At 61.6% G+C, this 25,951-nt stretch carries 23 protein-coding genes; 14 read left to right on the forward strand and 9 right to left on the reverse strand.

Annotated features, from left to right (window positions below; translation table 11 throughout):
• Positions 1-47: 47 nt before the first annotated feature.
• Positions 48-857 (reverse strand): hypothetical protein, encoded by an 810-nt coding sequence (locus QCBJ_RS29975; protein WP_145994212.1) that lies wholly within the window; start codon positions 855-857, stop codon positions 48-50.
• 431 nt (positions 858-1,288) lie between these two features.
• Between QCBJ_RS29975 and QCBJ_RS00465 the strand changes: the two genes are divergently transcribed.
• The 10 genes from QCBJ_RS00465 (at position 1,289) to QCBJ_RS00510 (ending at position 9,539) form a co-directional block, all read left to right on the forward strand.
• Positions 1,289-2,107 carry an energy transducer TonB gene (locus QCBJ_RS00465; protein WP_102059914.1) on the forward strand — a complete coding sequence of 273 codons (819 nt, stop codon included), beginning with the start codon at positions 1,289-1,291 and terminating at the stop codon, positions 2,105-2,107.
• A gap of 54 nt (positions 2,108-2,161) precedes the next feature.
• On the forward strand, positions 2,162-2,881 hold the full coding sequence (locus tag QCBJ_RS00470; protein WP_012721646.1) for a MotA/TolQ/ExbB proton channel family protein: 720 nt from the start codon (positions 2,162-2,164) through the stop codon (positions 2,879-2,881).
• 1 nt (position 2,882) lies between these two features.
• Positions 2,883-3,284 (forward strand): biopolymer transporter ExbD, encoded by a 402-nt coding sequence (locus QCBJ_RS00475; protein ID WP_010565408.1) that lies wholly within the window; start codon positions 2,883-2,885, stop codon positions 3,282-3,284.
• A 329-nt stretch (positions 3,285-3,613) separates the two neighbouring features.
• Complete coding sequence (locus tag QCBJ_RS00480) at positions 3,614-4,195, forward strand: alpha/beta hydrolase (protein WP_012721647.1); 582 nt, start codon at positions 3,614-3,616, stop codon at positions 4,193-4,195.
• 49 nt (positions 4,196-4,244) lie between these two features.
• Positions 4,245-5,165, forward strand: a complete 921-nt coding sequence (locus QCBJ_RS00485; protein WP_102059915.1) for a sigma 54-interacting transcriptional regulator — start codon at positions 4,245-4,247, stop codon at positions 5,163-5,165.
• A gap of 150 nt (positions 5,166-5,315) precedes the next feature.
• Complete coding sequence (locus tag QCBJ_RS00490) at positions 5,316-6,098, forward strand: MetQ/NlpA family ABC transporter substrate-binding protein (protein WP_012721649.1); 783 nt, start codon at positions 5,316-5,318, stop codon at positions 6,096-6,098.
• A 511-nt stretch (positions 6,099-6,609) separates the two neighbouring features.
• Complete coding sequence (locus tag QCBJ_RS00495) at positions 6,610-7,275, forward strand: amino acid ABC transporter permease (RefSeq protein WP_003187615.1); 666 nt, start codon at positions 6,610-6,612, stop codon at positions 7,273-7,275.
• Positions 7,256-7,915 (forward strand): amino acid ABC transporter permease, encoded by a 660-nt coding sequence (locus tag QCBJ_RS00500; RefSeq protein WP_012721653.1) that lies wholly within the window; start codon positions 7,256-7,258, stop codon positions 7,913-7,915. The genes QCBJ_RS00495 and QCBJ_RS00500 overlap by 20 nt, the downstream gene beginning before the upstream one ends.
• Positions 7,912-8,688, forward strand: a complete 777-nt coding sequence (locus QCBJ_RS00505; protein ID WP_046034574.1) for an amino acid ABC transporter ATP-binding protein — start codon at positions 7,912-7,914, stop codon at positions 8,686-8,688. The genes QCBJ_RS00500 and QCBJ_RS00505 overlap by 4 nt, the downstream gene beginning before the upstream one ends.
• A complete protein-coding gene (locus tag QCBJ_RS00510; protein ID WP_102059916.1) occupies positions 8,685-9,539 on the forward strand; it encodes a transporter substrate-binding domain-containing protein in 855 nt (284 codons plus the stop codon). The genes QCBJ_RS00505 and QCBJ_RS00510 overlap by 4 nt, the downstream gene beginning before the upstream one ends.
• 95 nt (positions 9,540-9,634) lie before the next feature.
• Here QCBJ_RS00510 and QCBJ_RS00515 read toward each other — a convergent pair whose 3' ends face one another.
• Positions 9,635-10,795 carry an AAA family ATPase gene (locus tag QCBJ_RS00515; RefSeq protein ID WP_046034576.1) on the reverse strand — a complete coding sequence of 387 codons (1,161 nt, stop codon included), beginning with the start codon at positions 10,793-10,795 and terminating at the stop codon, positions 9,635-9,637.
• A gap of 256 nt (positions 10,796-11,051) precedes the next feature.
• Here QCBJ_RS00515 and QCBJ_RS00520 point away from each other — a divergent pair, with 256 nt between their 5' ends.
• The 4 genes from QCBJ_RS00520 (at position 11,052) to QCBJ_RS00535 (ending at position 18,685) form a co-directional block, all read left to right on the forward strand.
• Positions 11,052-12,134 carry an efflux RND transporter periplasmic adaptor subunit gene (locus QCBJ_RS00520; protein ID WP_102059917.1) on the forward strand — a complete coding sequence of 361 codons (1,083 nt, stop codon included), beginning with the start codon at positions 11,052-11,054 and terminating at the stop codon, positions 12,132-12,134.
• Positions 12,131-13,201, forward strand: a complete 1,071-nt coding sequence (locus tag QCBJ_RS00525) for an efflux RND transporter periplasmic adaptor subunit (RefSeq protein ID WP_064054164.1) — start codon at positions 12,131-12,133, stop codon at positions 13,199-13,201. The genes QCBJ_RS00520 and QCBJ_RS00525 overlap by 4 nt, the downstream gene beginning before the upstream one ends.
• Complete coding sequence (locus QCBJ_RS00530) at positions 13,198-16,263, forward strand: efflux RND transporter permease subunit (protein ID WP_012721659.1); 3,066 nt, start codon at positions 13,198-13,200, stop codon at positions 16,261-16,263. Before QCBJ_RS00525 ends, QCBJ_RS00530 begins: the two co-directional genes overlap by 4 nt.
• Before the next feature lie 244 nt (positions 16,264-16,507).
• Positions 16,508-18,685, forward strand: coding sequence for a glycoside hydrolase (locus QCBJ_RS00535; RefSeq protein WP_102059918.1), 2,178 nt, complete (start codon positions 16,508-16,510; stop codon positions 18,683-18,685).
• Between the two features lie 116 nt (positions 18,686-18,801).
• Here the strand turns inward: QCBJ_RS00535 and QCBJ_RS00540 are convergent, their stop codons facing one another.
• From QCBJ_RS00540 to QCBJ_RS00570, 7 genes are all read right to left on the reverse strand, one after another.
• Positions 18,802-19,428: a bifunctional 2-polyprenyl-6-hydroxyphenol methylase/3-demethylubiquinol 3-O-methyltransferase UbiG gene (locus tag QCBJ_RS00540; protein WP_012721661.1), complete on the reverse strand. Its 627-nt coding sequence runs from the start codon at positions 19,426-19,428 to the stop codon at positions 18,802-18,804.
• Positions 19,429-19,468: 40 nt separating this feature from the next.
• Positions 19,469-20,113 carry a methionine ABC transporter permease gene (locus QCBJ_RS00545; RefSeq protein ID WP_016974994.1) on the reverse strand — a complete coding sequence of 215 codons (645 nt, stop codon included), beginning with the start codon at positions 20,111-20,113 and terminating at the stop codon, positions 19,469-19,471.
• Complete coding sequence (locus QCBJ_RS00550; protein ID WP_102059919.1) at positions 20,103-21,218, reverse strand: methionine ABC transporter ATP-binding protein; 1,116 nt, start codon at positions 21,216-21,218, stop codon at positions 20,103-20,105. The genes QCBJ_RS00545 and QCBJ_RS00550 overlap by 11 nt, the downstream gene beginning before the upstream one ends.
• Entirely contained in the window at positions 21,215-22,030 is an 816-nt protein-coding gene (locus QCBJ_RS00555; RefSeq protein ID WP_012721664.1) for a MetQ/NlpA family ABC transporter substrate-binding protein, read from the reverse strand. The genes QCBJ_RS00550 and QCBJ_RS00555 overlap by 4 nt, the downstream gene beginning before the upstream one ends.
• An 81-nt stretch (positions 22,031-22,111) precedes the next feature.
• A complete protein-coding gene (locus QCBJ_RS00560; protein WP_102059920.1) occupies positions 22,112-23,464 on the reverse strand; it encodes an LLM class flavin-dependent oxidoreductase in 1,353 nt (450 codons plus the stop codon).
• A complete protein-coding gene (locus QCBJ_RS00565; RefSeq protein ID WP_102059921.1) occupies positions 23,464-24,657 on the reverse strand; it encodes an SfnB family sulfur acquisition oxidoreductase in 1,194 nt (397 codons plus the stop codon). The genes QCBJ_RS00560 and QCBJ_RS00565 overlap by 1 nt, the downstream gene beginning before the upstream one ends.
• 24 nt (positions 24,658-24,681) lie before the next feature.
• A complete protein-coding gene (locus tag QCBJ_RS00570) occupies positions 24,682-25,923 on the reverse strand; it encodes an SfnB family sulfur acquisition oxidoreductase (RefSeq protein ID WP_102059922.1) in 1,242 nt (413 codons plus the stop codon).
• Between the last annotated feature and the right edge of the window lie 28 nt (positions 25,924-25,951).

Raw genomic sequence — 25,951 nt, forward strand, 5'->3', positions numbered from 1 at the left:
GTATTTTGAAATTAAATATAAAGATTCCAACCCGTGGCTCAGTGCGCTTAACGCAATTTCAGGGCTTGCATCCATGGGTCTGGCCGATAGCCTGGGGTGCCGTAGTTGTCCTTTCGACCATTGAGCACGGTGACTACGTGGTTATCTTGGGCCATGACCCCAGGTGCGCCATTTATTAAATCTTGTGCATTGGTCTGTTGGACATAGTTGCTCAAGCCCAGACGGTACAGTCCTTCGTGGGTGTGTTCCCAACTGTCCAGGCTATTCAGGGCTGCGGCGAAACTTTGGCGCGCGTAGCCATTGTTGTTTTCTACCTGCGCCCGCTTGGCACTGACGGCATACATGAAGTTGGCTTCATTCAGCATCTTTTGGTTCGTTCCTTTAAACCCTGAGCGTTCAGCGGCGTATTTAAGCTCGGCATAGTTCACATGATAGGTGAGGTTAGGGTTGTCCCTCATTCTGATATTAAACCCATCTCTGGTTTGTTCTACCGACGAGTAAACCTGATTGGGTCCACCAAACCGTTGCATCGCCGCCTTTATTCCCGCGACCGTTACGCAATTCATGGTGCCCCATTTTTGTGAGAACCCGCTGACCAGTTCATTTGGGGTGTAGGCTCTCGCGGTGATGGGCTGGGTGCCCCGTTGGAATGCATTGGAGGAGGGCGTGGCGCGTGTCGCCCACTTCTGGTCGCCGCCATCCGGACGGTTTGTAGGGGCGTCACCGCCGGCGAAGCTAATTGCGTGCCCCCCTCTTTGGGCCTGTGGTGCGCGTGGCGCGGAGCGCTGCGTGTCGGCCCGAGGTGCTTGGGGCAGATAACTTTCTACTGTGGCTCTGAGTTGGGCGTAGATATTCATGAGCTCTCCAATCCTGTGTGATCTGCCAGTGCCAGAGGCACTCAGGCGCGTTATCGAAACCGGACAGTTGCTGACGTGTTGTTAGGCTCGCCGCATTGAACTGTTGGTGGTTCGTGACAGGGCTGGGTTCCAACAAGAAGGTGCCAGGAAATGCCTTTCGCCAAACAAGCCGGGCTTGGTTTGACGTGGCAAGCCCATACTTTTTTTGAATATTTTTTATGCCTAAAGAGCATCAACTCTAAGCGCTTTGGCGCCAGGCTAAGCGGGCCGTGGCTTTGACGTATTCGAAGGTTTTCCTTATTCAATTAAGATATATCTATAACTTTAAAGATTACTTTAAGAGATAAGCGTCTGGCACCGATGATTCAGCCCTCGACGGCCTTCCACGCAGGCCAGTCGGTTTTTTGTTTCAAAACCGAGGGAGTGAATTAATGGGCAATGTCCAGACCGCCGCCAGTGCACACGAGGCGCAATGGCGCCAGGCACCGAGTGGCGAGTTGGTCGACCTTGGCCGGCCACACCGTGCGCCGTTGGGGCAGTTGCGGACGCAGAAAACGCCAAAACGTTTCTCCAGCCGTCGCGAAGCGGTCCTGCTCGGTCTGCTGGTGCTGGCTCTGCACGGTGCGGTGATCTATTGGGTGAGCCAGAAGCCGACCCCGGTGCTGCCAGTTGTGCCGCCGGAAATTCCGCCAATGACCATCGAATTTTCCCAACCGGCGCCGCCCGTGGTGGAACCGCCGCCGCCTGTGCCGCCGCCCCCTCCGCCCCCCGTGGTCGAGCCACCGCCGCCGGTGGTGGATGAGTTGGCCGCCAAGCCGGCGCCGCCCAAACCGATTCCGAAACCCAAGCCCAAGCCGGTTCCCAAGCCTGAGCCCAAGCCCGCACCGAAACCGGTCGACCCGCCGCTCGCGCCGCCAACACCGGCGCCACCCGCGCCTGCACCTGTTGCTCCGCCCGCGCCGGCTCCGGTGACACCCGCTTCGGCCAACGCCGCGTACTTGAAGAACCCGGCGCCGGAGTACCCATCACTGGCCCAGCGTCGCGGTTGGGAAGGCACGGTGTTGTTACGGGTGCATGTATTGGCCAGCGGCAAGCCGGGCGAGATCCAGATCCAGAAAAGCAGCGGTCGCCAGCAACTCGATGACGCCGCACTGACCGCCGTGAAGCGTTGGAGCTTCGTGCCGGCCAAGCAGGGCGATGTGGCTCAGGACGGCTGGGTCAGCGTACCGATCGATTTCAAGATTCACTAACTATTGCGCTGCGGTGTGTTGCACACACCGCGACCTGTACAGAGGGGAAACATCATGGCATTAGCATCTCCACTTGAATCCATCGAAAGCGCGGTGATCTGGCTGCTGGTGGTTTTTTCGGTCGCCACTTGGGGCCTGGCCCTGCTCAAGGGCGTGCAGTTCGGTCGCCTCAAGGCCCAGGATCGCAGGTTCCATAAACAGTTCTGGGCGGCGTCGAGTCTCGACTCGGCCGCCGAACTGGCCGAAACCCAGCCAGGCGCTGCTGCCCGTGTCGCCCAGGCCGGTTATGCCGCGATCCAGGTGGGTGAAACCCCGCACGCCGCTGACCTCAGCCAGGCGATCAACCATCAGGACCGTCTCGAACGTGCCCTGCGCCAGCAGATCGTGCGCGAGCGCCGTTCCCTGGAGACCGGTCTGGCCGTGGTCGCCAGTATCGGTAGCACCTCGCCGTTTATCGGCCTGTTCGGCACCGTGTGGGGGATCATGGAAGCGCTCAAGGGCATCAGCGCCGCCGGTTCCGCCAGCCTCGAAACCGTGGCCGGTCCGATCGGTGCAGCACTGGTTGCGACGGGCGTGGGTATCGCTGTCGCGGTGCCGGCGGTGCTGGTCTACAACTATTTCCTGCGTCGCCTGAAACTGACGGCTGCCGACCTGGATGACTTTGCCCACGACTTCTACAGCCTGGCGCAAAAGAATTCGTTCCGCGTGCTGCTGCACCCGGCCCTGACCAAGCATGCGCCCGGCAACCCGCAGAAAGTGAAGGAGGCGTCCTGAGATGGCCTTTTCCACGCAAGACAGTGATGAGGTGCTGAGCGAGATCAACGTCACGCCGCTGGTGGACGTGATGCTGGTACTGCTGGTGGTGTTTATCGTCACCGCGCCGCTGTTGACCAACGCGATCCCGATCAACCTGCCCAAGACCGAGGCCGTGGCCCCGGTGGAGCAGAAAGACCCGCTGGTGGTGAGCATCGACGGCGCCGGCAAACTGTTTATCAACAAGGACGAAATCCAGCCGGACCTGCTGGAATTCAACCTGCAGGCGGCGAAGGCCAAGGACCCCGATGTGCGGGTGCAACTGCAGGCTGACGATGGTGTGAACTACGGCGAAGTGGCGCGAGCCATGGCGTCTATCGAGCGCGCGGGGATTACCAAGCTGTCGGTGATTACCGCACGTTAGTTGCAACGCTTCCACCAATAGCCTCGACAACTTTTTGGCCGTTTCCTTGGCAGGGTGCGGCCTTTTTTTTGCCTGGGATTTACTCAACACCCCCGAGTCCCTATGTGGAACCTGGTCAATGTGGGAGGGGGCTTGCTCCCGATGGCAGTGGGTCAGTTGATACAGGTGGCGGCTGATACACCGCCATCGGGAGCAAGCCCCCTCCCACAGTTTGATCTTCATCGGCTTTGATATTTTGGTTATTAATAAATAGCTTCTTATTCCTTAACGAATATAACCCTCGTCCCTATACTGTTCAGCAACGTTAAACGCTGCAGGAGGGCACACCCATGCACAGCGAGTCGATTCGTTACCTGATCGTGCCGGGCTGGCAAGGATCGCCAGAAGATCATTGGCAAAGTCATTGGCAGAACAGCCTGCCCAACAGCGCCCGTGTGGAACAGGCCGACTGGCTGACGCCACGGCGCGAAGACTGGGTCGCCGCGCTGGCCGAGGCCATTGCGGCCGACAGCACGCCAGTGATCCTGATCGCCCATAGCCTGGGCTGCATCACCGTGGCGCATTGGGCGGCTACCGCGCCAGTGCAGTTCCTGCGCCAGGTGCGTGGCGCCTTGCTGGTGGCTCCGGCCGATGTCGAACGCCCGGCGTGCTCGCCTGCCCTGCGCAACTTTGCGCCAATTCCGACCGACTTGCTGCCGTTTCCCACCCAGGTGGTCAGCTCCGATAACGACAGCGCCGTCAGCGCTCCCCGAGCCGTGGAACTGGCGCGTAACTGGGGCGCTGAAGCCGGCATTCTGTCCGGTGCCGGCCATATCAATGTGAAGTCCGGCCACCAGCGTTGGGAGCAGGGTTTCGCCTACCTTTATCGCCTGCAAAGCCGCCTTGAGCATCACGCCCGGCGCACTGCCTGACTATCTTTAAACGCCCCGTCCCTGAGTGGATTTGGGGCGGGAGCCTGCCATGAGCCTGCATGAAACCTACGGCCAGCCACTGCTGACCTTCCCCGACGCGGAAAAAAGCCCGCTGAGCATTCGCGCCAAAGCGTTGGTCTTTGTTGATCCACGCTCGCGGCAACTGCGCGAAGACCTGGAAAGCCTCGCGCCGCGCGCCTTGCCGGTGCTGATTCGCGGCGAAACCGGCAGCGGTAAAGAGCTGCTGGCGCGGCACATCCACCGTGGCAGCGACCGCACCGGGCTGTTTGTCTCTGTCAATTGCGGCGCCATCAGCCCGACCTATGCCGATGCCGAGTTGTTCGGTTATGCGGCCGGTGCCCACAGTGGCGCGGCCAGCAGCCGGGCGGGGTGGTTCGGTTCGGCGAATGGCGGCACCTTGTACTTGGATGAGATCGGCGACTTGCCGCTACCGATCCAGGTAAAACTACTGGCCGCGCTGGAAAACCATGAAGTCACCCGCGTCGGCGCCCATCAGCCCAGCCCGGTGGATGTGCGCCTGGTGGCGGCCACCAGCATCGACTTGGCCCAGGCCGTGGCCGCCGGCAAGTTCCATGAGCGCTTGTTTCATTACCTGAGCGAAGGCCAGCTGGACTTGCCCGCCTTGCGCGAGCGTGTCGGTGACATCCTGTCCCTGGCCGAGTATTTCCTGGGCATCTACAGCCAGCGCCTGGACCTGCCGGTGCCGCTGATCAGCGACGCCGCCCAGCGCGTGCTGGAGCACCACACCTGGCCGGGCAATACGCGTGAGCTGGAAAACGTTATTCACTTTGCATTGCTGGTCAGCAGCGGCGACGAGATTTTGCCCGAGCATCTGAATTTGCCTGTGGGGGGCACGCCGTTGGAGCAGGTACAGCGAATTTTCAACACGGCCAGCCCCGCCGAGCAGGAAACCTTGCGCAGCTTTCTACGTGAACAAGCCACTACATGAGCAAAATGGAATATCAACGTGAATAAAAGATATTGTTCGGGAATAAAAAATCTAGGTATTGTCCCTCCCACGCCGCGATAGCACTTCGCTGGCACACCACATAAAAAAACGGCCGTCAGAGACGACCCGGAATTTCGATAAGGACACTGCATGAAAAAGGTTCTGTTGTTTACCGCACTGGCGGCTGCCCTGACTGCTGGCTTCGCCCAGGCTAACGAGAAACTGGTGGTGGCCGCGACCCCAGTGCCGCACGCCGAGATCCTCGAACTGGTCAAGCCAACCCTCGCCAAAGAAGGCGTGGACTTGGAAATCAAAGTCTTCACCGACTACGTACAACCTAACGTGCAGGTGGCTGAGAAGCGCCTGGATGCCAACTACTTCCAGACCCTGCCGTACCTGGAAAACTTCAACAAGGGCAAGGGCACCAACCTGGTCACCGTGGTTGGCGTGCACGTTGAACCCTTCGGCGGTTACTCGAAAAAGATCAAGAACATCTCCGAGCTGAAAGATGGCGCCACCGTGGCCATTCCTAACGAAGGCTCCAACAGCGGCCGCGCCCTGTTGCTGCTGCAGAAAGCCGGTGTGATCACCCTGAAAGATCCGACCAACGCCCTGGCCACGCCAAAAGACATCGCCAGCAACCCCAAGAACCTGAAGTTCAAAGAGCTGGAATCGGCCCTGCTGCCACGCGTGCTGGATCAGGTTGATCTGGACTTGATCAACACCAACTACGCCCTGGAAGCTGGCCTCAACCCAGCCAAGGACGCGCTGATCATCGAAAGCGCTGACTCGCCGTACGTGAACTTCCTGGTGGCTCGCCCGGACAACAAGGACAGCGACGCTATCCAGAAACTGTCCAAGGCCCTGACCAGCCCGGAAGTCAAAGCTTTCATCGAGAAGAAGTACAACGGTGCGGTAGTGCCTGCGTTCTGATGTAACTGAAAACCCCCTTCAAGGTTTCAACGCCGATGGCTTATATAGCGTCGGCGTTTTTTATGCCTGAAATTTGGAATGCAATCCAAATGTGGGAGGGGGCTTGCCCCCGATTGCAGTGTGTCAGCCAATCAATCTGTAACTGATACACCGCCATCGGGGGCAAGCCCCCTCCCACATTTGATCTTCATCTCACAGTGGATACTTCGGTGTTTTACAGGGCTCTGCTATTGATCGCCCGGCGCAATGCCACCAGCCACTTCACCAGTTCCTTTGGATCGATTGGTGTTGTTGTGTTCATTATTCAATCCCTCGAAATACAGACCCCCCAACCATAGCTGTCACCTGCCAAACCCGCGAATCCGACGGTTATCTTTTTGGGTGATATGAATATGCTATTTAGGTATTTAAATTTTACTTTTTATACCTTTAAAGTTCGCGCTACCCGGCGTTACCCACGCTGGATCGGACGGCGCTCGCCGCATTACCCCTGCGGCGTCATGGACTAGAAATGACCTTCGATTTCGCTTTTATCCTCAGCACCTTGCCGGCGTTTCTAAAGGCCGTGGGGGTGACGCTGCAAGTGGGCTTGATCGCCATTGCCACCTCCTTGCTGGTGGCACTGATCAACGCGGCGCTGCTGGTGTTTCGCACGCCGTACCTGTCGCGGCTGGTGGCGCTGTATGTGGAGCTGGCGCGCAACACGCCGCTGCTGATCCAACTGTTTTTCGTGTACTTCGCGCTACCGGCCCTGGGCTTCAATATTTCCGGGTTCTGGGCGGCAATCATCACCATGACGTTCCTTGGCGGCGCCTACCTCACCGAAGTGCTGCGCGCCGGTGTGGAAGCGGTGCCGCTGGCGCAGATCGAGTCGGGCAAGTCCATCGGCCTGTCCGACTGGCAGCTGCTGCGCCACGTGATCCTGCCCCAGGCCGGCATTCTCAGCTTGCCGGCGCTGTTCGCCAATTTCATCTTCCTGCTCAAGGAGACCACCGTGGTCTCTGCTGTGGCGGTGCCGGAGATTCTCTACACCACCAAAAGCTACATCGCCCTTTACTACAAGACTTACGAAATGCTTGCCGTGCTGACGCTGATTTGCGTGCTGCTGTTCCTGCCACTGTCGCTGCTGCTCAGCCGCCTGGAAAGGAGGCTCCAGCATGGCCAGTTCGGGTCTTGAGTTGTTGTGGGTGTCGTTGCCGCAACTGGGCAAGGGCGCTGCGCAGACCCTGTCGATTTCGTTTTTGAGCATCGCCTTCAGTACTGTCGGCGGCGTGCTGTATGGCGTGCTGCGCACCTTGAACAACCGGCTGATCAACGCTGTGCTACGGGTGTACCTGGAGTTGTTCCGCGCGATTCCGGTGCTGGTGTGGCTGTACCTGCTGTTTTTCGGCCTGCCGATTTTCTTTGGCCTGAGCATCCCGAGTTTCTGGTGCGCCGTGCTGGTGTTGTCGTTGTGGGGCGCCAGCGAGGTTGGCGAAGTGGTGCGCGGCGCTTTGCATTCGCTGCCCCGTGGCCAGCGTGAAGCGGGGTTGTCGATTGGGCTGTCCGACCCGCAACTGTACGGCTACGTGCTGCTGCCCCAGGCTCTCAAACGCATGACGCCACCGACCATCAACGTCTACACGCGCATCATCAAGACCAGCTCCCTGGCGGTGCTGATCGGCGTGGTGGACGTGATTAAGGTCGGCCAGCAAATCATCGAGCGCACCTATGAGTCCGTGTTGATCTACGGCGTGCTGTTCCTGTTTTTCTTCTTTATCTGCTACCCGTTGTCGGCCGCCTCCAAGGTGCTGGAACGGCGCTGGGCCCAAACATGAGTGCGTTGATCGAGTTCCAGGGTTTCAACAAATTTTTCGGCGACCAGCAGGTGCTCAAGGGCATCGACCTGAGCGTGCAAAGCGGCGAAGTGGTGGTGATCCTCGGCCCCAGCGGCTGCGGCAAAAGCACTTTGCTGCGTTGCCTCAATGGCCTGGAAGTCGCACACAGCGGCAGCCTGCGTTTCGCCGGCAAAGAGCTGTTGGACAACAGCACCGATTGGCGCCAGGTGCGCCAGGACGTGGGCATGGTGTTCCAGAGCTACCACTTGTTCCCGCACATGAGCGTGCTCGATAACATCTTGCTTGGCCCCTTGAAAGTACAAAAACGTGACCCCCGCGAAGCCCGTGAACAGGCAGAAAAACTGCTCGATCGCGTAGGCCTGGCCGATAAGCGCGACGCCTTCCCGCGTCAGCTGTCCGGCGGCCAGCAGCAACGCATCGCCATCGTCCGCTCGCTGTGCATGAACCCCCAGGTCATGCTGTTTGACGAAGTCACCGCCGCTCTCGACCCGGAGATGGTCAAGGAAGTGCTGGAAGTGATCCAGGGCCTGGCCCGCGATGGCATGACCCTGTTGATCGTCACCCACGAAATGGCCTTCGCCCGCGCCGTCGCCGACCGTGTGGTGTTCATGGAGGCCGGTCGCATCCTTGAACACAACACCCCCGAAGCATTCTTTAAGAACCCGCAAACCGCACGCGCGCAGCAGTTCCTGGAGAAGTTCTCCTTTGTTTCAACACTGCCCAAAAAGACCCAGGAACTGGAGCTGATATGAAAAAGTTACTGCTGCCACTGTTGGCCGTCGCCCTGCTGGCCGGCTGCGATAAGAAGGCTGAAGAGCCCACCAAACCTACGGCTGCCGCCGTGAGCTACATCGACAAGATCAAGGCGCGGGACAAGCTGATTGTCGGCGTCTTCACCGATAAGCCACCGTTCGGCTTCGTCAACGAAGCAGGCCGCTATGTCGGCTTCGATACCGACATCGGGCGCCGACTCGCCAAGGACCTGCTCGGCGATGAAAACAAGGTTGAGTTTGTCGCCGTCGAGCCGGCCAGCCGTATTCCGTTCCTGCAAAGCGACAAGGTCGACTTGATCCTCGCCAACATGACGGTGACCCCGGAGCGCAAGGAAGCGGTGGACTTTACCAACCCCAACTTGAAAGTTGCGGTACAGGCCCTGGTGCCTCAGGACAGCTCGGTGAAAAGCCTGGATGACCTGGCCACCCGCACCACCATCGTGACCACCGGCACCACGGCTGATATCTGGCTGACCAAGCACCACCCGGACTGGAAACTGCTCAAGTTCGAGAAGAACTCCGAGTCGTTGCAGGCGCTGTCGGCTGGACGGGGTGATGCCTACGCTCAGGACAATCTGGTGCTGTTCAGCTGGGCCAAGCAGAACCCGGGCTACCGCGTGCTGGAAGAAAAACTCGGTGATGAAGCGCCGATTGCGCCAGCGGTGAAAAAGGGCAACGTCGAACTGCGTGACTGGGTGAATGCCGAGTTGGCGAAGTTGGGTGAGGAAAAGTTTTTGCTCAAGCTGTACGACCAATATGTGCGTAAAGAGCTGAGCGATGACACCCAGCCTGAGAGTGTGATTGTTGAAGGCGGGAAGTGGCAGGGTTGATACCGCTATCGGGGGCAAGCCCCTCCCACATTATTGATCTGTGAATACATTCAAGTGTGGGGGGCTTGCCCCCGATGAGGCCTTCCAGTCACCCCCTATTCCGGCCAATGCCAAGCCGGCGCATCCAAAATCCCCTGGCCCACGATCCGGGTTTCTCCCATCACCTTCTCCAACACAATCGAATTACACGCCTGGTCCTGCTGCAACGCTGCAATCAACCGGCTGGCATGCGACACCACCCACACCTGGCACTGCTGAGAGGCTTGGATGATCAAGCGCGCCAACGCGGGTAGCAGGTCCGGATGCAGGCTGGTCTCCGGTTCGTTCAGCACCATCATGGTGGGTGGCCGAGGCGTGAGCAGCGCTGCGATCAGCAGCAGGTAACGCAAGGTGCCGTCGGACAATTCCGCCGCTGACAGTGGCCGCAGCAAGCCCTCCTGATAGAACTCAATCGCGAAGCGCCCGCCCTGTAACGGTTCGATGTTCAGGCGTGCGCCGGGGAATGCGTCGCTGACTGCCCGTTGCAGCGCCTCGGGGTCGCCGATCTCGCGAATGGTCTGCAACGCTGCCGCCAGGTCGCGGCCGTCGTGGTGCAGCACCGGCGTGCGGGTGCCCAGTTGTGGCTGGCGTACCGGCGCATCGACATCGCTGCGAAAGTGATCGTAAAAGCGCCAGCCACGAATGCTTTCGCGCAGCAGCAGCACTTCCGGCGAACCGCGCAGGCTGCCGACCTGGTCGAACAGGCTGTGGTAGTTGGGCGTGTGCTGGGCCAGTACATCCCAGTTGCGACCGTCACGGGCACGCACCATCGGCCCTGAGCGCTGCACCAGCAGGCTGGCCGGGCGGTAGATCTGGCCCGCCCAGATGCATTCCTTCTTCACCTCAGGGTCCAGGGAGAAAAACGACCGGCTCGGTTCGGGCAGCCCCAGTGAGATGGCGTAGCTGAAATCCTCCCCGGCAAACCCCAGGCGCAAGCGCTTCACGCCCTGGTGCACCACGGCCTCGACCGGCACCTCACCGTTGCGCATACGCCGGCTGATGGTTTCCGGGCCGGCCCAGAAGGTGGAGTCCAGCCCGCCCTCACGGGCCAGTGCATTGATCACCCCGCCTTGGGCGGTTTCCGCCAGCAGGCGCAGGGCGCGGTACAAGTTGGACTTGCCGCTGCCGTTGGGGCCGGTGACCAGGTTCAGCCGGTCCAGGGGCACCACCAATTTGTTGATCGAGCGGTAATTGGCCACCGCGAGGGTCTTTAGCATCGGTCACCTACCTGTAGTGAGCGGGCTTGCCCCGCGCGAGGCCCTAACGGCCTACACAAGGATCATAACCTTTTGGGACTGCTTCGCAGTCCAACGGGAGCAAGCTCCCTCGCCACAGGGTGCGTCTTGCCCTTAACCGGATGGCAGTGGGGCAAGCCCGCTCACGACAAGCAGAAAGCATGCATCGGTGGAACCCTGAACTAAGCTCACAGTCGCATAAACACTGGCAAGTCGGCATCACGCAAAAGGAGCCTGCATGGGCGGTCGTATTTCCACCTGTATTGTTGGTCTTGGCCTACTGACGCTGTTGAGCGGCTGTGGCGAGGAAAAGGCTGAACCCAAGGCGCACTCACGGGTGTTTGTGCAGACTGTGCAGCCGGCGGATTTTGCCGCGGCCGTCACCTTGACGGGGGATATCCAGGCCCGGGTGCAAACCGATCTGTCCTTTCGCGTGGGCGGCAAGATCATCCAGCGCACGGTGGATGTGGGCGACCGTGTGACCGCCAAGCAGGTGCTGGCCAAGCTCGACCCCAAGGACCTGCAGACCAACGTCGATTCTGCCCAGGCCCAGGTCGTGGCCGAGCAGGCACGGGTCAAGCAGACCGCCGCCGCCTTCGTGCGCCAGGAAAAACTCTTGCCCAAGGGCTACACCAGCCGCAGCGAATACGATTCCGCCCAGGCCGCGTTGCGCAGCAGCCAAAGCGCACTGGCCGCCGCCCAGGCCCAATTGGCTAACGCACGGGAGCAACTCGGTTATACCTCGCTGGTGGCCGAAGCGCCGGGCGTGATTACCGCGCGCCAGGCCGAAGTCGGCCAAGTGGTGCAGGCCACCGTGCCGATTTTCAGCCTGGCGCGCGATGGCGAGCGCGATGCTGTATTCAACGTGTATGAATCCCTGCTGGTGGAGCCACCGCCGGATGCACCGATCACCGTGAGCCTGCTGGATAACCCAAGCATCAAGGTCCAGGGCAAAGTACGCGAAGTCACGCCTGCCGTGGCCGCCAACACCGGCACTGTGCAGGTGAAAATCGCCCTGCAAGCATTACCCAAAGGCATGGAATTGGGCTCGGTGGTGAGCGCGACCGCCAATGGCCCGGCCAAGGCGAGTATCGAATTGCCGTGGGCCGCGCTGACGAAAGACCTCAGCGAGCCCGCCGTTTGGCTGATCGACGGCGACGGCAAGGCGCAACTGCACAAGGTCACCGTGGCGCGTTATCTCACCGGCAAGGTGATCATTGGCGACGGCCTCAAGGGCGGCGAAAAAGTCGTGGTGGCCGGCGGGCAATTGCTGCACCCCGGCATGCTGGTCGAGATCGCCCAGCAAGGAGCCCAACCATGAAGCGCCTGACGCTCATACTCGCTGCCAGCCTGTTACTGGTGGCCTGCTCCAAAGAAGAACCGCCGCCCGAGCCGGTGCGTCCGGTGTTATCCATGGAAGTGACGTCTGAGGACCAGGAAAACCTTGGCCGCTTCGCCGGCACCATCCAGGCCCGCTACGAAAGTAACCTGGGCTTTCGCGTGCCCGGCCGGATTGCCCGGCGTGCCGTGGACGTGGGTGCCGAGGTGGAGAAGGGCGCCTTGCTTGCCGTCCTCGACCCCACCGACCAACAGAACCAATTGCGTTCGGCCCAGGGCGACCTGGCCCGCGTGCAGGCGCAATACATCAACGCCCAGGCTAACGCCCGCCGTCAGCAGGAACTGTTCAACCGTGGCGTCGGCGCCCAGGCTCAATTGGATATCGCCCAGACCGACCTGAAGACCACCCAGGCTTCCCTCGACCAGGCCCAGGCTGCGGTCAATCAAGCCAAGGACCAACTCAACTACGCCGAACTGCGCACCGACCACGCCGGCATCGTCACCGCTTGGAATGCCGAGGCCGGCCAGGTGGTCAGCGCCGGCCAGCAAGTGGTGACCCTGGCCCGACCGGACATCAAGGAAGCGGTGATCGACCTGCCGGCCGGCCTCGCCGAGCGTCTGCCGCCAGACGTGGTGTTCCTGGTCGCCGGGCAACTCGACCCCAGCGTGCAGACCACTGCCATCGTGCGCGAGATCGAACCCCAGGCCCAAAGCGCCACACGCACCCGCCGAGCACGCCTGACCCTGGCCGAAACACCGCCTGCATTCCGCCTGGGCACAGCGATCAGCGTGACCTTGAGTACCGCCATCGCCCCGCGCATCGAACTGCCCCTGAGCGCCTTGCAGGAAGTCGATGGCAAGACTCGTATCTGGCTGCTCGATACCCAGAACCAGACCGTGCAACCGCGCGACATCACCGTGATCAGCCGTGACGCCGACAGCGCGGTGCTCAGTGGTGGCGTCAAACCCGGCGAGCGTATCGTCACCGCGGGCGTGAACAGCCTGAAACCCGGGCAAAAAGTCAAAATCGACGAGGACAGCCCGCGATGAAAGGGAGCTTCAACTTATCCGACTGGGCCCTCAAGCATCAGTCCTTCGTCTGGTACCTGATGTTCGTCGCGCTGCTGATGGGCGTGTTCTCCTACATGAACCTGGGCCGCGAGGAAGACCCTTCGTTCACCATCAAGACCATGGTGATCCAGACCCGTTGGCCGGGCGCGACCCAGGAGGAGACCCTCAAGCAGGTCACCGACCGCATCGAGAAAAAACTCGAAGAGCTGGACTCCCTCGACTACGTGAAAAGCTACACGCGGCCGGGTGAGTCCACGGTCTTCGTGTTCCTCAAGGACACCACCAGCGCCAAGGCCATCCCTGAGGTCTGGTACCAGGTGCGCAAGAAGATCGACGATATTCGCGGCACCTTCCCCCAAGGTCTGCAAGGGCCGTCGTTCAACGACGAGTTCGGTGATGTGTTTGGCTCGGTGTACGCCTTTACCGGCGACGGCCTGTCGATGCGCCAGCTGCGCGACTACGTGGAGCAGGTGCGCGCCGAGATCCGTTCGGTGCCGGGCCTGGGCAAGGTCGAGATGATCGGCCAGCAGGACGAAGTGATTTACCTGAATTTCTCCACGCGCAAACTGGCCGCCCTGGGCATTGATCAACGCCAAGTGGTGCAGAGCCTGCAATCGCAGAATGCGGTGACCCCGGCCGGGGTGATCGAGGCCGGGCCGGAACGGATTTCGGTGCGCACGTCGGGGCAGTTCGCCTCGGAGAAAGACCTGGCCAACGTCAACCTGCGGCTCAATGACCGTTTCTATCGGCTGGCGGACATTGCCGAGATCAGCCGTGGCTATGTGGACCCGGCGCGGCCGATGTTCCGTTTCAACGGCAAGCCGGCGATTGGCTTGGCGATAGCCATGCAGAAGGGCGGCAATATCCAGTCGTTCGGCAAGGCCCTGCATGAACGCATGGACGAATTGACCGCCGACCTGCCCGTGGGCGTCGGCGTGCACAAAGTGTCCGACCAGGCGGAGGTGGTGGAAGAGGCCGTCGGCGGCTTTACCAGCGCGCTGTTTGAAGCGGTGATCATCGTGCTGGTGGTGAGTTTTATCAGCCTCGGCATGCGCGCCGGGCTGGTGGTGGCGTGCTCGATTCCATTGGTGCTGGCGCTGGTGTTTGTGTTCATGGAATACAGCGGCATCACCATGCAGCGCGTGTCGTTGGGCGCGTTGATTATCGCCCTCGGCCTGTTGGTGGACGACGCGATGATCACCGTCGAGATGATGATCACGCGCCTGGAAAAAGGCGAAACCAAGGAGCAGGCGGCGACCTACGCCTACACGTCCACGGCGTTCCCGATGCTCACCGGTACGCTGGTGACCGTGGCAGGCTTTGTGCCGATTGGCCTCAACGCCAGCTCGGCGGGCGAGTACACCTTCACCCTGTTCGCAGTGATTGCCGTGGCCATGCTGGTGTCGTGGGTGGTGGCGGTGCTGTTTGCGCCGGTGATCGGGGTGCATATCCTCAGCGCCAACGTCAAACCCCACAGCGCTGAGCCCGGGCGTATTGGCCGTGCCTTCAATGGCGGCATGCTCTGGGCCATGCGTAACCGTTGGTGGGCGATCGGCATCACCGTGGCGCTGTTTGTGGCCTCGGTGTTCTCCATGCAGTTCGTGCAGAACCAGTTTTTTCCGTCGTCGGACCGTCCGGAAATCCTCGTCGACCTGAACCTGCCGCAAAACGCCTCGATCAACGAGACGCGCAAGGCCGTCGACCGCCTTGAAGCAATCATCAAGGACGACCCGGACATTGCGCGCTGGAGCACCTACATCGGTCAGGGGGCGATCCGTTTCTACCTGCCCCTCGACCAGCAACTGGAAAACCCCTACTACGCGCAGTTGGTGATCGTGAGCAAGGGCCTGGAAGAGCGTGGTGAGTTGATCGCGCGCCTGCAAAAGCGCCTGCGCGATGACTTCGTGGGGATTGGTAGCTACGTGCAGCCGCTGGAAATGGGGCCGCCGGTGGGTAGGCCGATTCAGTATCGCGTGTCGGGCAAAGACACCGACCAGGTGCGCAAACACGCCATCGAACTGGCGACCTTACTGGACCAGAACACCCACCTGGGCGAGATCATCTACGACTGGAACGAGCCCGGCAAAGTGCTGCGCATCGACATCGCCCAGGACAAGGCGCGGCAACTGGGGCTGTCGTCGGAAGACGTGGCGCAGTTGATGAACAGCGTGGTCAGCGGTGCCTCGGTGACCCAGGTACACGATGATATCTACCTGATCAACGTCGTCGGCCGCGCCGAAGACGCCGAACGCGGCACGCCGGAAACCTTGCAGAACCTGCAGATCGTCACGCCCAACGGCACCTCGATCCCGCTGCTGGCCTTCGCCACCGTGCGCTATGAACTGGAGCAGCCGCTGGTGTGGCGTCGCGACCGCAAGCCGACCATTACCATCAAGGCCTCGGTGCGCGACGAGATGCAGCCGACGGACCTGGTCAAGCAACTTAAGCCTGAGATCGACAAATTCAGCGCCGGCCTGCCGGTGGGCTACAAGGTTGCCACCGGCGGCACCGTGGAAGAAAGCGGCAAGGCCCAGGGCCCGATTGCCAGCGTGGTGCCGCTGATGCTGTTCCTGATGGCGACCTTCCTGATGATCCAGCTGCACAGCGTGCAGAAGATGTTCCTGGTGGCGAGTGTCGCGCCGCTGGGGCTGATCGGCGTGGTGCTGGCGTTGATACCCACCGGTACGCCCATGGGCTTCGTGGCGATCCTCGGGATTTTGGCGCTGATCGGCATCATCATCCGTAACTCGGTGATCCTGGTGACGCAGATTCATGAATACGAAGTGGCCGGCTATACGCCGTGGGACGCGGTGGTGGAAGCCACCGAGCACCGGCGCCGGCCGATCCTGCTGACGGCGGCTGCGGCAAGCCTGGGCATGATCCCTATCGCCCGCGAAGTGTTCTGGGGGCCGATGGCGTACGCGATGATCGGCGGGATTATCATTGCGACCTTGTTGACGCTGTTGTTCCTGCCCGCGCTGTATGTGGCCTGGTACAAAATCCGCGAACCCAAGCAGGACCCTCAGGAAAAACGCGTTTAAAAATGTGGAGGCTTGCTGTGGTGAGCAAGCTTGCTTGCGCTGGGGTGCGAAGCGCCCCTAAAAAGCCGGAGACTGCTACGCAGTCAACGGGAGCAAGCTCCCTCGCCACATCAAGGCCGTTCCCACATTTTGATCCTCATTGACCTTTTGCTCCGTGGGAAACGTCTGGAGGTGATACGCGTTGCCCCCGCCAGTCATTGAGTGGTCTACCCTCCCGACTTTCATTCCGTTCGGGTCCAATCCCATGCGCTACCTGCGTTCTGTTTTGTTGCTCTGCGGTCTCTTCCTCTCGCCGCTGACGTTCGCCACCGTTCTGGAAAACACCTTGTGGCGGGTCGAACTCGACCCGGCCACCCTTGCTATCCGCGTTACGCCTAACGGCCAGCCGACGATACAGGCCTCCAGCGGGGTCGCGGCACGTGCCGTCAGCCAACTTGAGCAGCGCGATCAGCAAGCGAGCTGGCAATGGGATGACGGCGCCTTTCGGGTGAGCGCCAGCCTCCAGCAGCGTGACCTGGCGCTATCCATCACGGCGCGGGAAGCGGGTGAGCTGCCGATCCTCGTGCAACCGGCGAATGCCCTGGGCAGGGGGCTGATGTGGCCGTTGGCCGAGGGGCATTACGTGCCCACCGGGAATGCCGTGTGGAAGGCTTTCCTGCTGGAGCAAGGTGACTTCAACACGACCCAGGATCTCAGCCTGCCGCTGTGGGGCGTCGATCACGGCGGGTTCACCCTCAGCTGGTTACTGACCAATCCCTACAACAACCGCCTGCGCTGGCAGGAAAACCAGGCCCTGTCAGTGGCCCATGAATTCACCACGCTCAACCCCAGCACCCCCATGACCCTGCTGTTGCACCTGGGTGAGGCCGATCCGTTGGCTGGCGCCAAGCGCTACCGCCAATGGTTGGTGGAGCAGGGCCGGTATGAGCCACTGGCTGACAAACTGCGGCAGACGCCCGAGGCCGAGAAGCTGCTGGGCGCCAGTCATGTCTACCTGTGGGGCAATGACTTGCTGGCCCCCGAGGATGTGCGCGATTGGCCGCTGTTGCTCCAGCGCTTGCGCGGGCATGCGCTCAAAGGCTTATTGGACAAGGAATCCGCCAAGGTCCTCGCGCAGGATTCCCCTTTGAATCGCTATGAGCAGACGGTAGTGCTCCGGGGCCTGAACGCGGCGATCAACAAAAAGGCTCGGCAGCGTTGGCAGGTAGAGGAGCCCGACATGACCCCGCTCGCCGCGCGCTATGGCGAGCTGCGTAGCGAGCTGGCCGTGGATTTTGCCGGGGCGCTGAGTGATACGCCCGCACATTGGGGCAGCCAGGTGATCCAGGCATTGCGCAGCTCAGGCCTGCCGCGTTTGCTGCTGACCTTGGGCGAAGGCTGGGAAGGCGGTCTCTGGCACCCCGAGGCGATCCGGGCCGGTGTCGACGCAGGCTTCCTGATGGCTCCCTATGACTCCTATGAAACCGCGTTGTCGGCCACGGAAAATCCGGATTGGACCACCGCGCACCTGGGCGGCAGGGCGTACCGCGAGTGCGCGATTGTGCTGAAGGACGGCAAGCTGAAAACCGGTTTCCAGCAGTCCGGCCACTACACCGATCCGCGCTGCGTGCGGCCTCTGCTGGAGGCACGTGTACAGGCTGTCCAGGCAACGGCCGGTTTCAACGCCTGGTTTCTCGATGCTTACGCCACCAGCATGGTCTTCGACAGCTACCGTGACGGGGCCACAATGACCCAGGCGCAGAACGCCGAAGGCAACATCGACGCTTCGCACTGGCTCAATACCGTACTCAAGTTGCCCGCCGGCTCCGAAGACGGCAACGCTATCACCGCCCAAGGCATCCTGTTCGCCCATGGTATGCAGACGCCGGTGATTGGCTGGGGGGATCGGGAGATGACCCAAGACAAGCAATCGGCCTATTACGTGGGTAATTGGTATCCGCCGGAGCAGCCGGCCGTGTTCTTCAAGTCGGCGCCGTTGAAAGAGCCTTATCGCACGGTGTATTTCGAGCCGACCATGCGCCTGCCGCTGTACCAGGCGGTGTTCCACGGCTCGGTGATCACTACCCATCACTGGCTGTTCGACAGCTTGAAGCTGAGCAATGTGCGGGCTGAAAACGAGCTGACGCAGCTGCTCTATAACGTGCCGCCGCTGTATCACTTGAGTGCTTCGACGGTTAAGCGGCGGCTGCCGGTGATACAGCGCCAGGACCGGTTTTTCCGGCCGTTGCACCAGCGGTTGGCGACCCAGGCGATGACGGGTTTTCGTTGGTTGACGGCGGATAGGCAGGTGCAGGAAACCACCTTTGCCGATGGGACGCGGTTGGTGGCTAATTTTTCTGGCGAGGAAAGAGAGGGCTATGCCGGGCGCAGCGTGACTGCACATGGGATGGGTGAAAAAACGCTGGTGTATCAGGTGGAGTAAGGTTGCCTCAGCAGGCGTCATCGGGGGCAAGCCCCCTCCCACATATTGACTGTATTCACAAATCAAACTGTGGGAGGGGGCTTGCCCCCGATGGCGTCAGACGAGGCAACGAAAATCTACAGCTTGCGCCACACACTGGCCAACCACGGCTGCTGCTCCCTCGGCAATCCCGCTGGTCGATAGTAATGCTCCAGCTCCACAAACCCTGCCTGCGTCAGCAACGCTTGCCACGCCGCCAGGTCGTGATACGACCCGTACCGCGGTCCATTCCAGCCTTCCTGGTTTTCACCCCGAGGGTTGGAACTGAACAGCACGCCACCCGGCTTCAACGCCCCTTGCAACTGCTTGAGCACACGCGGCAGTTCCTGCTTGGGAATATGAAATAGCACGGCATTGGCGAAAATCCCGTCGAAGCGTTCGGCGGGCAGGTCCAGCTTCAGGAAGTCCTGCTGCATCACCTCACAACCACTGTCTTCCCGCGCCATCTGCGCAAACCGCTCGGAGCCGTCCAGTCCTACGGCGATATGCCCCATGCGCGTGAACGTCTGCAAATCGCGCCCCGGCCCGCAGCCGAAATCCAGCACGGTAAAGGGCGCCGTGCCCTGGATATGCCGCAGCAGCGCGTCGATGTTCTGGCTCACGTCGTGGTCGCGGGTGCCTTCGCGGAAGTCTTCGGCCACTGTGTTGTAGTGGCCGAGGGTGGTGGCGGTGATGGTGTTGAGGTCGTCGGGCTTAAGAGTCATGACGGGTAATACCGGGCGTCTTCGATGGCCCGACTATACCTCACCTCTTGTTGAGCACTCGCGCCAACCGATCACCGCCCAACTGAATCACCGCCACGAGGATCACCAGCAGCACAATCACGGTGAGCATGATCTGCGTATCAAAACGCTGGTAGCCGTAGCGGTAGGCGATATCGCCCAGGCCGCCCGCGCCAATCGCGCCGGCCATGGCTGACGAGTTGATCATGGTCACCAGGGTGATGGTGAACCCGCCGACAATCCCCGGCAGCGCTTCCGGCAGCAGCACGTGCCAGATGATGTGCCAGCGGCGGCAGCCCATGGCTTGCGCGGCTTCGATCAGGCCGTGATCGACTTCGCGCAGGCTCACTTCGGCAATGCGCGCAAAAAACGGCGTGGCGGCGATGGTCAGCGGCACCACGGCGGCCCATACGCCGTAGGTAGTGCCGACGATCAGCCGCGTGAACGGGATCAACGCCACCATCAGGATGAGGAACGGAATCGAGCGGAACAGATTGACGAACGCCCCCAGCACGCGGTTCAACGCCGGTGCCTGGTAGATGCCGCCCTTGTCGCTGGTCACCAGGAACACCGCCAGTGGAATCCCCACCAGCAGCGCAATCAATGACGACACGCCGACCATCAACAACGTGTCGATGGCGCCCTGCACTAAACGATCAAACCACATAGCCCAGCACCTCCACCTGTTGTGCCCAATTGCCGGCGCGGTTACGCAGTTCTTCTGCGCTGTGGGGCGAGCCCTTCACCGCCAGCAGCAGTTGCCCCAGGGCATGCCCCTGGATGCGTTCCACGCCACCTTGCAGCAAGCGCACGCGCCCGCCGAGGGCGCTGAACAGCGCGGCCAGGTCCGGCTCGTCGGTATCACTGCCGGTGAATCGCAGGCGTAGCACCACCGAGGCATCGGCGGTCGCTGGTTTGGCCTGTAAACGGCTTTGCAACTCGTCCGGCAGCCCATGTTGCAGCGGTGCCAGCAGGGTCTTGCTGACCTCATGTTGCGGGTTGCCGAACACTTCCCACACCGGGCCTTGCTCGACGATGCGCCCGTGTTCGAGCACCACCACGCGGTCGCAGATCTCGCGGATCACCGCCATCTCGTGGGTGATCAACACGATGGTCAGGCCCAGGCGCTGGTTGATCTCGCGCAGCAGGCCGAGGATCGACTGGGTGGTCTCCGGGTCGAGCGCCGACGTGGCCTCGTCGCACAGTAGGATCTGCGGGTCGTGCACCAGCGAGCGGGCGATGCCCACGCGCTGTTTCTGCCCGCCGGACAGCTGCGCCGGGTAGGACGTGTGCTTGTCCTGCAGACCCACCAGCTCCAGCAGCTCGCGCACCTTTTTCTCACGCTGCGGCTTCGGCACGCCCGCCACTTTCAGCGGTAGCTCGACGTTCTGCCACACCGTCTTGGCCGACATCAGGTTGAAGTGCTGGAAGATCATGCCGATGCGCCGACGCAGCGCCACCAGGCGGTCTTCGTCGAAGTCACCGATGTCCACCTGATCGATCAGCACCCGTCCGCTGCTAGGTTGTTCGAGGCGGTTGATGGTGCGAATCAGCGACGACTTGCCGGCACCGCTGCGGCCAATGATGCCGAACACTTCACCGCGCTGGATCGCCAGGTCGATGCCTTGCAAAGCATGCACGGTGCCGTCGTAGGTCTTGCCCAGGTTGATAAAACGCACGTGGGCGCGGTTCAGGTCCGGATGCAGTTCGGTCTGCTCGGCGTCCCTGGGCGGCAAGCCCAGGTCGCGCAGTTGAGAGTGGGCGGCGGTCATTTTTTATCTTCCCAGCCGACCTGATAGAGCTTACCGAGGGACTTGTCCAACGCAGCACGCACCACGGGCGAATGCTGGTAGATGTCGACGAACTTGATCACCCGCGGGTCGGTCTTGCTCTTGGGCTGGATCACGAACTGGATCACGTACTCCGGATGGTCGAGGCCGTCGAACAACAGCGCCGACTCGGCATCGAAGGTCTTGGACAGGCGGATATACGCCGGGTAACCCTGCACCAGGTCGGCATCGTCATAGGCGCGCACCAATTGCACGGCCTCGACTTGCAGGATCTTGATCTTCTTCGGGTTGGTGACGATGTCTTCTTCGGTGGCCTTGTAGCCTACGCCCGGTTTGAGCGTGATCAAGCCCGCCTTGGCCAGCAATTGCAGGCCACGCCCGCTGTTGATCGGGTCGTTGGCAATCGCCACGCTGGCGCCCTCGGGCAGGTCGCTGATGCGCTTGTACTTCTTCGAATACAGGCCGACGTTGTTGATGATGCCCGGCGCGTACGGCACCAGGTCAAAACCGGCGGCGGCCTTGGCGTTTTCCAGGAACGGGATGTGCTGGAAGTAGTTCACGTCGATATCGCCGGCGGCCAGGCTGACGTTGGGCGCGATCCAGTCGGTGAACTCCACCAGCTCGACCTTCAGGCCTTGTTTACCGGCTTCGGCCACGGCGGCTTCCAATGGAATGGCGAAGGCAGCGGTGGTGCCGATTTTCAACGGTGCATCGGCGGCGAACACCGCCGAGCTGAACAGTCCGAAAGCCAAGGCCAGTGCTTTGACTGGGTGGGAGAGCAGTGTTTTTTTCATGGTCGATTTCCAGTCATAAGGTGTTGGTGAAAGCAATGGAGATCCAATGTGGGAGGGGCAAGCTCCCTCCCACATTTTTGATCAGTGGCGGTAGGTGGATCCGGTGTGTTGTTCGGGCAGGCGAGCCGTGCCGTGGAAGACTTTTTCCCGAAGGGTGCCGGTCTCATAAGCGGTCTTGTACGACCCACGGCGTTGCAACTCCGGCACCACCAGGTCGATAAAGTCCACGTAGCTTTCCGGCGTGACGATGCGCGTGAGGTTGAAGCCATCCAGGCCGGTTTCGCTGATCCAGGATTCCAACTCGTCGGCAACCTGCTCGGGTGAGCCGACCAGGGTGATGTAGCGGCCGCCCAGGGCGTGTTGCTCCAGCAACTTGCGCCGGGTCCAGTCGTTGTTCTGCAGGTTCTTGGTGGCCGACTGGATCGCGTTGCTCTTCACGTACTGGATCGGTTCGTCCAGTGCGTATTGGGCAAAATCGATGGCGGTGGACGCCGAGAAATGTGCCACGCCGGCTTCCGGGCTGGCGTAGCTCAAATATTCAGCGTGCTTGGCCCAGGCCAGCTCCTCGGTGGCGCCCACGATCACGTTGAGGCCCATGAACACCTTGATGTCATCGGGATTACGTCCGGCCTCGACCGCACTGGCGCGCACCTTATCGACTTGGACCTTGGTCGCCGCCTTGTTCTGCCCGCTGATGAATACACATTCGGCATGCCGCCCGGCGAACAGCAAGCCGCGATCCGAGCTGCCGGCCTGGAACAGCACCGGCGTGCGTTGTGGCGACGGCTCGCACAGGTGATAACCCTCCACTTGATAAAACTCGCCGTGGTGCTCGACCTTGTGCACCTTGCCCGGCTGCGCATACACCCGCGCCTGCGGATCATTGAGCACCGCGCCGTCTTCCCAGCTGCCTTCCCAGAGTTTGTAGAGCACTTCCAGGTATTCATCGGCCTGGTCGTAACGGCGGTCATGCTCGACCTGCTCGGTAAGGCCCATGGCCTTGGCGGCGCTGTCCAGGTAGCCGGTGACGATGTTCCAGCCCACGCGGCCACGGCTCAGGTGGTCGAGCGTGGACATGCGCCGGGCGAACAGATACGGCGGCTCGTAGGTGAGGTTGGCGGTAAGGCCGAAGCCGAGGTTCTTCGTGACCGCCGCCATCGCCGAGACCAGCAGCAACGGGTCATTCACCGGCAGCTGGATGGACTCCTTGAGCGGCACATCGATCGAGTTCTGGTACACGTCGTAGACGCCGACGATATCGGCGATGAACAGGCCATCGAACAGCCCGCGCTCCAGGGTTTGCGCCAGGTCGGTCCAGTATTCAATCGTCTTGTACTGGGTGGACGTGTCCCGTGGATGGGTCCACAGGCCGTGGTTGATGTGCCCGATGCAGTTCATGTTGAAGGCATTGAGCAGGATCTTCTTTTTGCTCATCAGAGGGTCCCCCGCAGCGGCGGGTTTTCATCGTTGAGGTAGTAATTGCCCACCGCGTGGTACTTCCAGCGCACCGGGTCGTGCAGGGTGTGCACGCGGGCGTTGCGCCAGTGGCGGTCGAGGCCGTGCTCGGCCAGGGTCGCCTGGCTGCCGGCGAGTTCGAACAAGGTGCTGCCGGCGGCCAGGGAGATTTCGGTGCTCAAGGCGCGCACTTCAGCGACGGCAATCGAGGCGGCCGCAACCGTCTCGGCATTGCTGTCGGCCTGGGCACGGTCGAGGAATTCGCCCGAGCGCTCCAGCAGCGCTTCGGCGGCGTGCAGGCGGATACTCAGGTGGCCGAAGCTTTTCAGGGTCAATGGGTCTTCGGTGGCTTTGTCGCTGCCGGAGTCGATCCATGGGCGGGTCTTGGTGCGTACGAAGTGCAGCGCGTCTTCAAAGGCCGCACGGGCGATGCCAGTGTCGATGGCGGCGTGGAGGATCTGCGCCAGGGGGCCGACCGTGGTCGGGCGCTCGAAGGCGCTCTGGAACGGAATCACGTCCTGGGCGGCGACCCACACGTTGTCGAACACCACCGAACCGCTGCCGGTGGTGCGCTGGCCGAAGCCGCTCCAGTCGTCGATTACGGTCAAGCCGTCGCTGTCGCGCGGCACAAAGGCGAGTTGCTGCACGCCCTGTTCATCCACCACCGAGGTGGGAATGCGTTGAGCGTAGATCGCACCGGTGGAGTAGAACTTGCGGCCGCTGATGCGCCAACCGTCGCCGTCGCGGGTGATTGAAGTGACGCGGTCATGGGCGGTCTTGGTGCCCAGTTCCGCCAGGGCGTTACCGAAGCGTTGACCGGCCAACACTTCGGCGTACAAGCGCTGTTGTTGTGCGGGGCTGCCGTTCACACGCAGCACTTCCAAGGCATAGAAATGATTTTGCGGGATCTGGCCCAGGGACGCATCCGCCTGGGCGATCAAGGCGATGACCTTGGCCAGGGTGACGTTGGACACGCCCGCGCCGCCGTACTCCTTGGGCACGCTGATGCCCCACAGGCCGGAGCGCGAAAACACGTCCAGTTCGGGCAAGGGCAGGCGGCGCTCGCGGTCACGCTGGGCGCTGTCGCGACGGAAGTCTTCGGCCAGGTCGCTGGCGACTATAAGGGCTTGTTCGTCGCTGGTAATGACCGCGACGGGGTGAGAGAAAGTCATGATGTTCTCCAGATGTCTGGTCGGTCAGATCCAGGAATGGCGAGCCGGCAAGGTACCGTTCAATCGATAGGCGCCGATGGCGTGATACTTCCAGCGCACCGGGTCGTGCAGGGTGTGCACGCGGGCGTTGCGCCAGTGGCGGTCGAGGTTGAATTCGGCAAGGGTGGCGCGGCTGCCGGCCAGTTCGAAGAGCTTTTCGCTGACCAGCAGCGACACTTCGGTGGTCAGCACCTTGGCCTCGGCCACCGCGATGGATGCACGTGCCGCGGATTGCGCGGTGATCGGCGCGGCGCTGACCTGGTCCAGCACTTGGCCGGCCTTGCGCAGCAGGGCTTCGGCGGCGTGCAGTTCGATCTTCAGCTTGCCGATGTCGGCGATCACATACAGGTCATCGCTTGCGCGTTCGACCTTGGCGTCGATCCACGGGCGCGAGCGCTCACGCACGAACGCCACGGTGTCATCCAGTGCACCACGGGCGATGCCGGCGTCGATGGCGGCCTGGATCAGTTGCGAGACGGCGCCTTGGATATTCGGGGTTTCGCCGATACGCCAGTTTTCAACGACCAACTCGGCGTCCACCGGCACGTGGTCCAACAGCACCGTGCCGCTGGCGGTGGTGCGTTGGCCGAAGCCGGACCAATCGTCAACGATGCGCAGCCCTTCAGTGCCACGGCGCACGAACGCCATGACCTGCTTACCGTCATCGTTCAGGGCTTTTACCGCGACCCAATGGGCAAACAATGCGCCGGTGGAGTAGAACTTCTGGCCGCTGATCACGTAACCGTCACCTACGGTGGTGATGCGCGCCTTGAGTTCCAGGGTGTTTTTGGTGCCGCGCTCCGGGCCGCCGTTGCCGATGCGCCAGCCGTCGAGCACACTCTGGAACAGCTGCTTTTTCTGGCGTTCGGTAGCGGCGCCCTGCAACAGGTGCAGGATGCCGAAATGGTTCTGCGGGATCTGCCCGAGGGCTGGGTCTGCCGCGCTGATGATCGCGAACACGTCGGCCAGGGTTACGAACGACACCTGCGGGCCGCCGTATTCACGGGGAATGGAAATACTGCCCAGCCCACTGCGGGTGAACTGCTCGATCTGCGCCCATGGCAGCTTGCGCTGCTGGTCGCGCTTGGCGGCTTGCAGGCGCGCAGCCTGGGCCAGCTCATGAGCGGCCGTCAGCGCCTCTGCGTCGTTACGCAGCACGGCGGCCGGCAACAGCAAGGGGGCTACGTCCAGATCGCTCTGGGGGGGTGTTAGAGCCAAGTTAGACATCAGCGCCGCTCCTTGGCTGCACGTAATG

The sequence above is a fragment of the Pseudomonas sp. QC2 genome (genome assembly GCF_002859085.1).
In the GTDB taxonomy this organism is placed as follows: domain Bacteria; phylum Pseudomonadota; class Gammaproteobacteria; order Pseudomonadales; family Pseudomonadaceae; genus Aquipseudomonas; species Aquipseudomonas petroselini.

Coding starts and splice junctions, on each gene's coding strand:
- QCBJ_RS00510 (WP_102059916.1), top strand. CDS start 8,685: ATGAAAAAGTTACTGCTGCCACTGTTGGCCGTCGCCCTGCTGGCCGGC.
- QCBJ_RS00485 (WP_102059915.1), top strand. CDS start 4,245: ATGAGCCTGCATGAAACCTACGGCCAGCCACTGCTGACCTTCCCCGAC.
- QCBJ_RS00470 (WP_012721646.1), top strand. CDS start 2,162: ATGGCATTAGCATCTCCACTTGAATCCATCGAAAGCGCGGTGATCTGG.
- QCBJ_RS00480 (WP_012721647.1), top strand. CDS start 3,614: ATGCACAGCGAGTCGATTCGTTACCTGATCGTGCCGGGCTGGCAAGGA.
- QCBJ_RS00495 (WP_003187615.1), top strand. CDS start 6,610: ATGACCTTCGATTTCGCTTTTATCCTCAGCACCTTGCCGGCGTTTCTA.
- QCBJ_RS00520 (WP_102059917.1), top strand. CDS start 11,052: ATGGGCGGTCGTATTTCCACCTGTATTGTTGGTCTTGGCCTACTGACG.
- QCBJ_RS00530 (WP_012721659.1), top strand. CDS start 13,198: ATGAAAGGGAGCTTCAACTTATCCGACTGGGCCCTCAAGCATCAGTCC.
- QCBJ_RS29975 (WP_145994212.1), bottom strand. CDS start 857: ATGAATATCTACGCCCAACTCAGAGCCACAGTAGAAAGTTATCTGCCC.
- QCBJ_RS00570 (WP_102059922.1), bottom strand. CDS start 25,923: ATGTCTAACTTGGCTCTAACACCCCCCCAGAGCGATCTGGACGTAGCC.
- QCBJ_RS00565 (WP_102059921.1), bottom strand. CDS start 24,657: ATGACTTTCTCTCACCCCGTCGCGGTCATTACCAGCGACGAACAAGCC.
- QCBJ_RS00475 (WP_010565408.1), top strand. CDS start 2,883: ATGGCCTTTTCCACGCAAGACAGTGATGAGGTGCTGAGCGAGATCAAC.
- QCBJ_RS00555 (WP_012721664.1), bottom strand. CDS start 22,030: ATGAAAAAAACACTGCTCTCCCACCCAGTCAAAGCACTGGCCTTGGCT.
- QCBJ_RS00540 (WP_012721661.1), bottom strand. CDS start 19,428: ATGACTCTTAAGCCCGACGACCTCAACACCATCACCGCCACCACCCTC.
- QCBJ_RS00535 (WP_102059918.1), top strand. CDS start 16,508: ATGCGCTACCTGCGTTCTGTTTTGTTGCTCTGCGGTCTCTTCCTCTCG.
- QCBJ_RS00525 (WP_064054164.1), top strand. CDS start 12,131: ATGAAGCGCCTGACGCTCATACTCGCTGCCAGCCTGTTACTGGTGGCC.
- QCBJ_RS00545 (WP_016974994.1), bottom strand. CDS start 20,113: ATGTGGTTTGATCGTTTAGTGCAGGGCGCCATCGACACGTTGTTGATG.
- QCBJ_RS00515 (WP_046034576.1), bottom strand. CDS start 10,795: ATGCTAAAGACCCTCGCGGTGGCCAATTACCGCTCGATCAACAAATTG.
- QCBJ_RS00505 (WP_046034574.1), top strand. CDS start 7,912: ATGAGTGCGTTGATCGAGTTCCAGGGTTTCAACAAATTTTTCGGCGAC.
- QCBJ_RS00500 (WP_012721653.1), top strand. CDS start 7,256: ATGGCCAGTTCGGGTCTTGAGTTGTTGTGGGTGTCGTTGCCGCAACTG.
- QCBJ_RS00560 (WP_102059920.1), bottom strand. CDS start 23,464: ATGAGCAAAAAGAAGATCCTGCTCAATGCCTTCAACATGAACTGCATC.
- QCBJ_RS00550 (WP_102059919.1), bottom strand. CDS start 21,218: ATGACCGCCGCCCACTCTCAACTGCGCGACCTGGGCTTGCCGCCCAGG.
- QCBJ_RS00490 (WP_012721649.1), top strand. CDS start 5,316: ATGAAAAAGGTTCTGTTGTTTACCGCACTGGCGGCTGCCCTGACTGCT.
- QCBJ_RS00465 (WP_102059914.1), top strand. CDS start 1,289: ATGGGCAATGTCCAGACCGCCGCCAGTGCACACGAGGCGCAATGGCGC.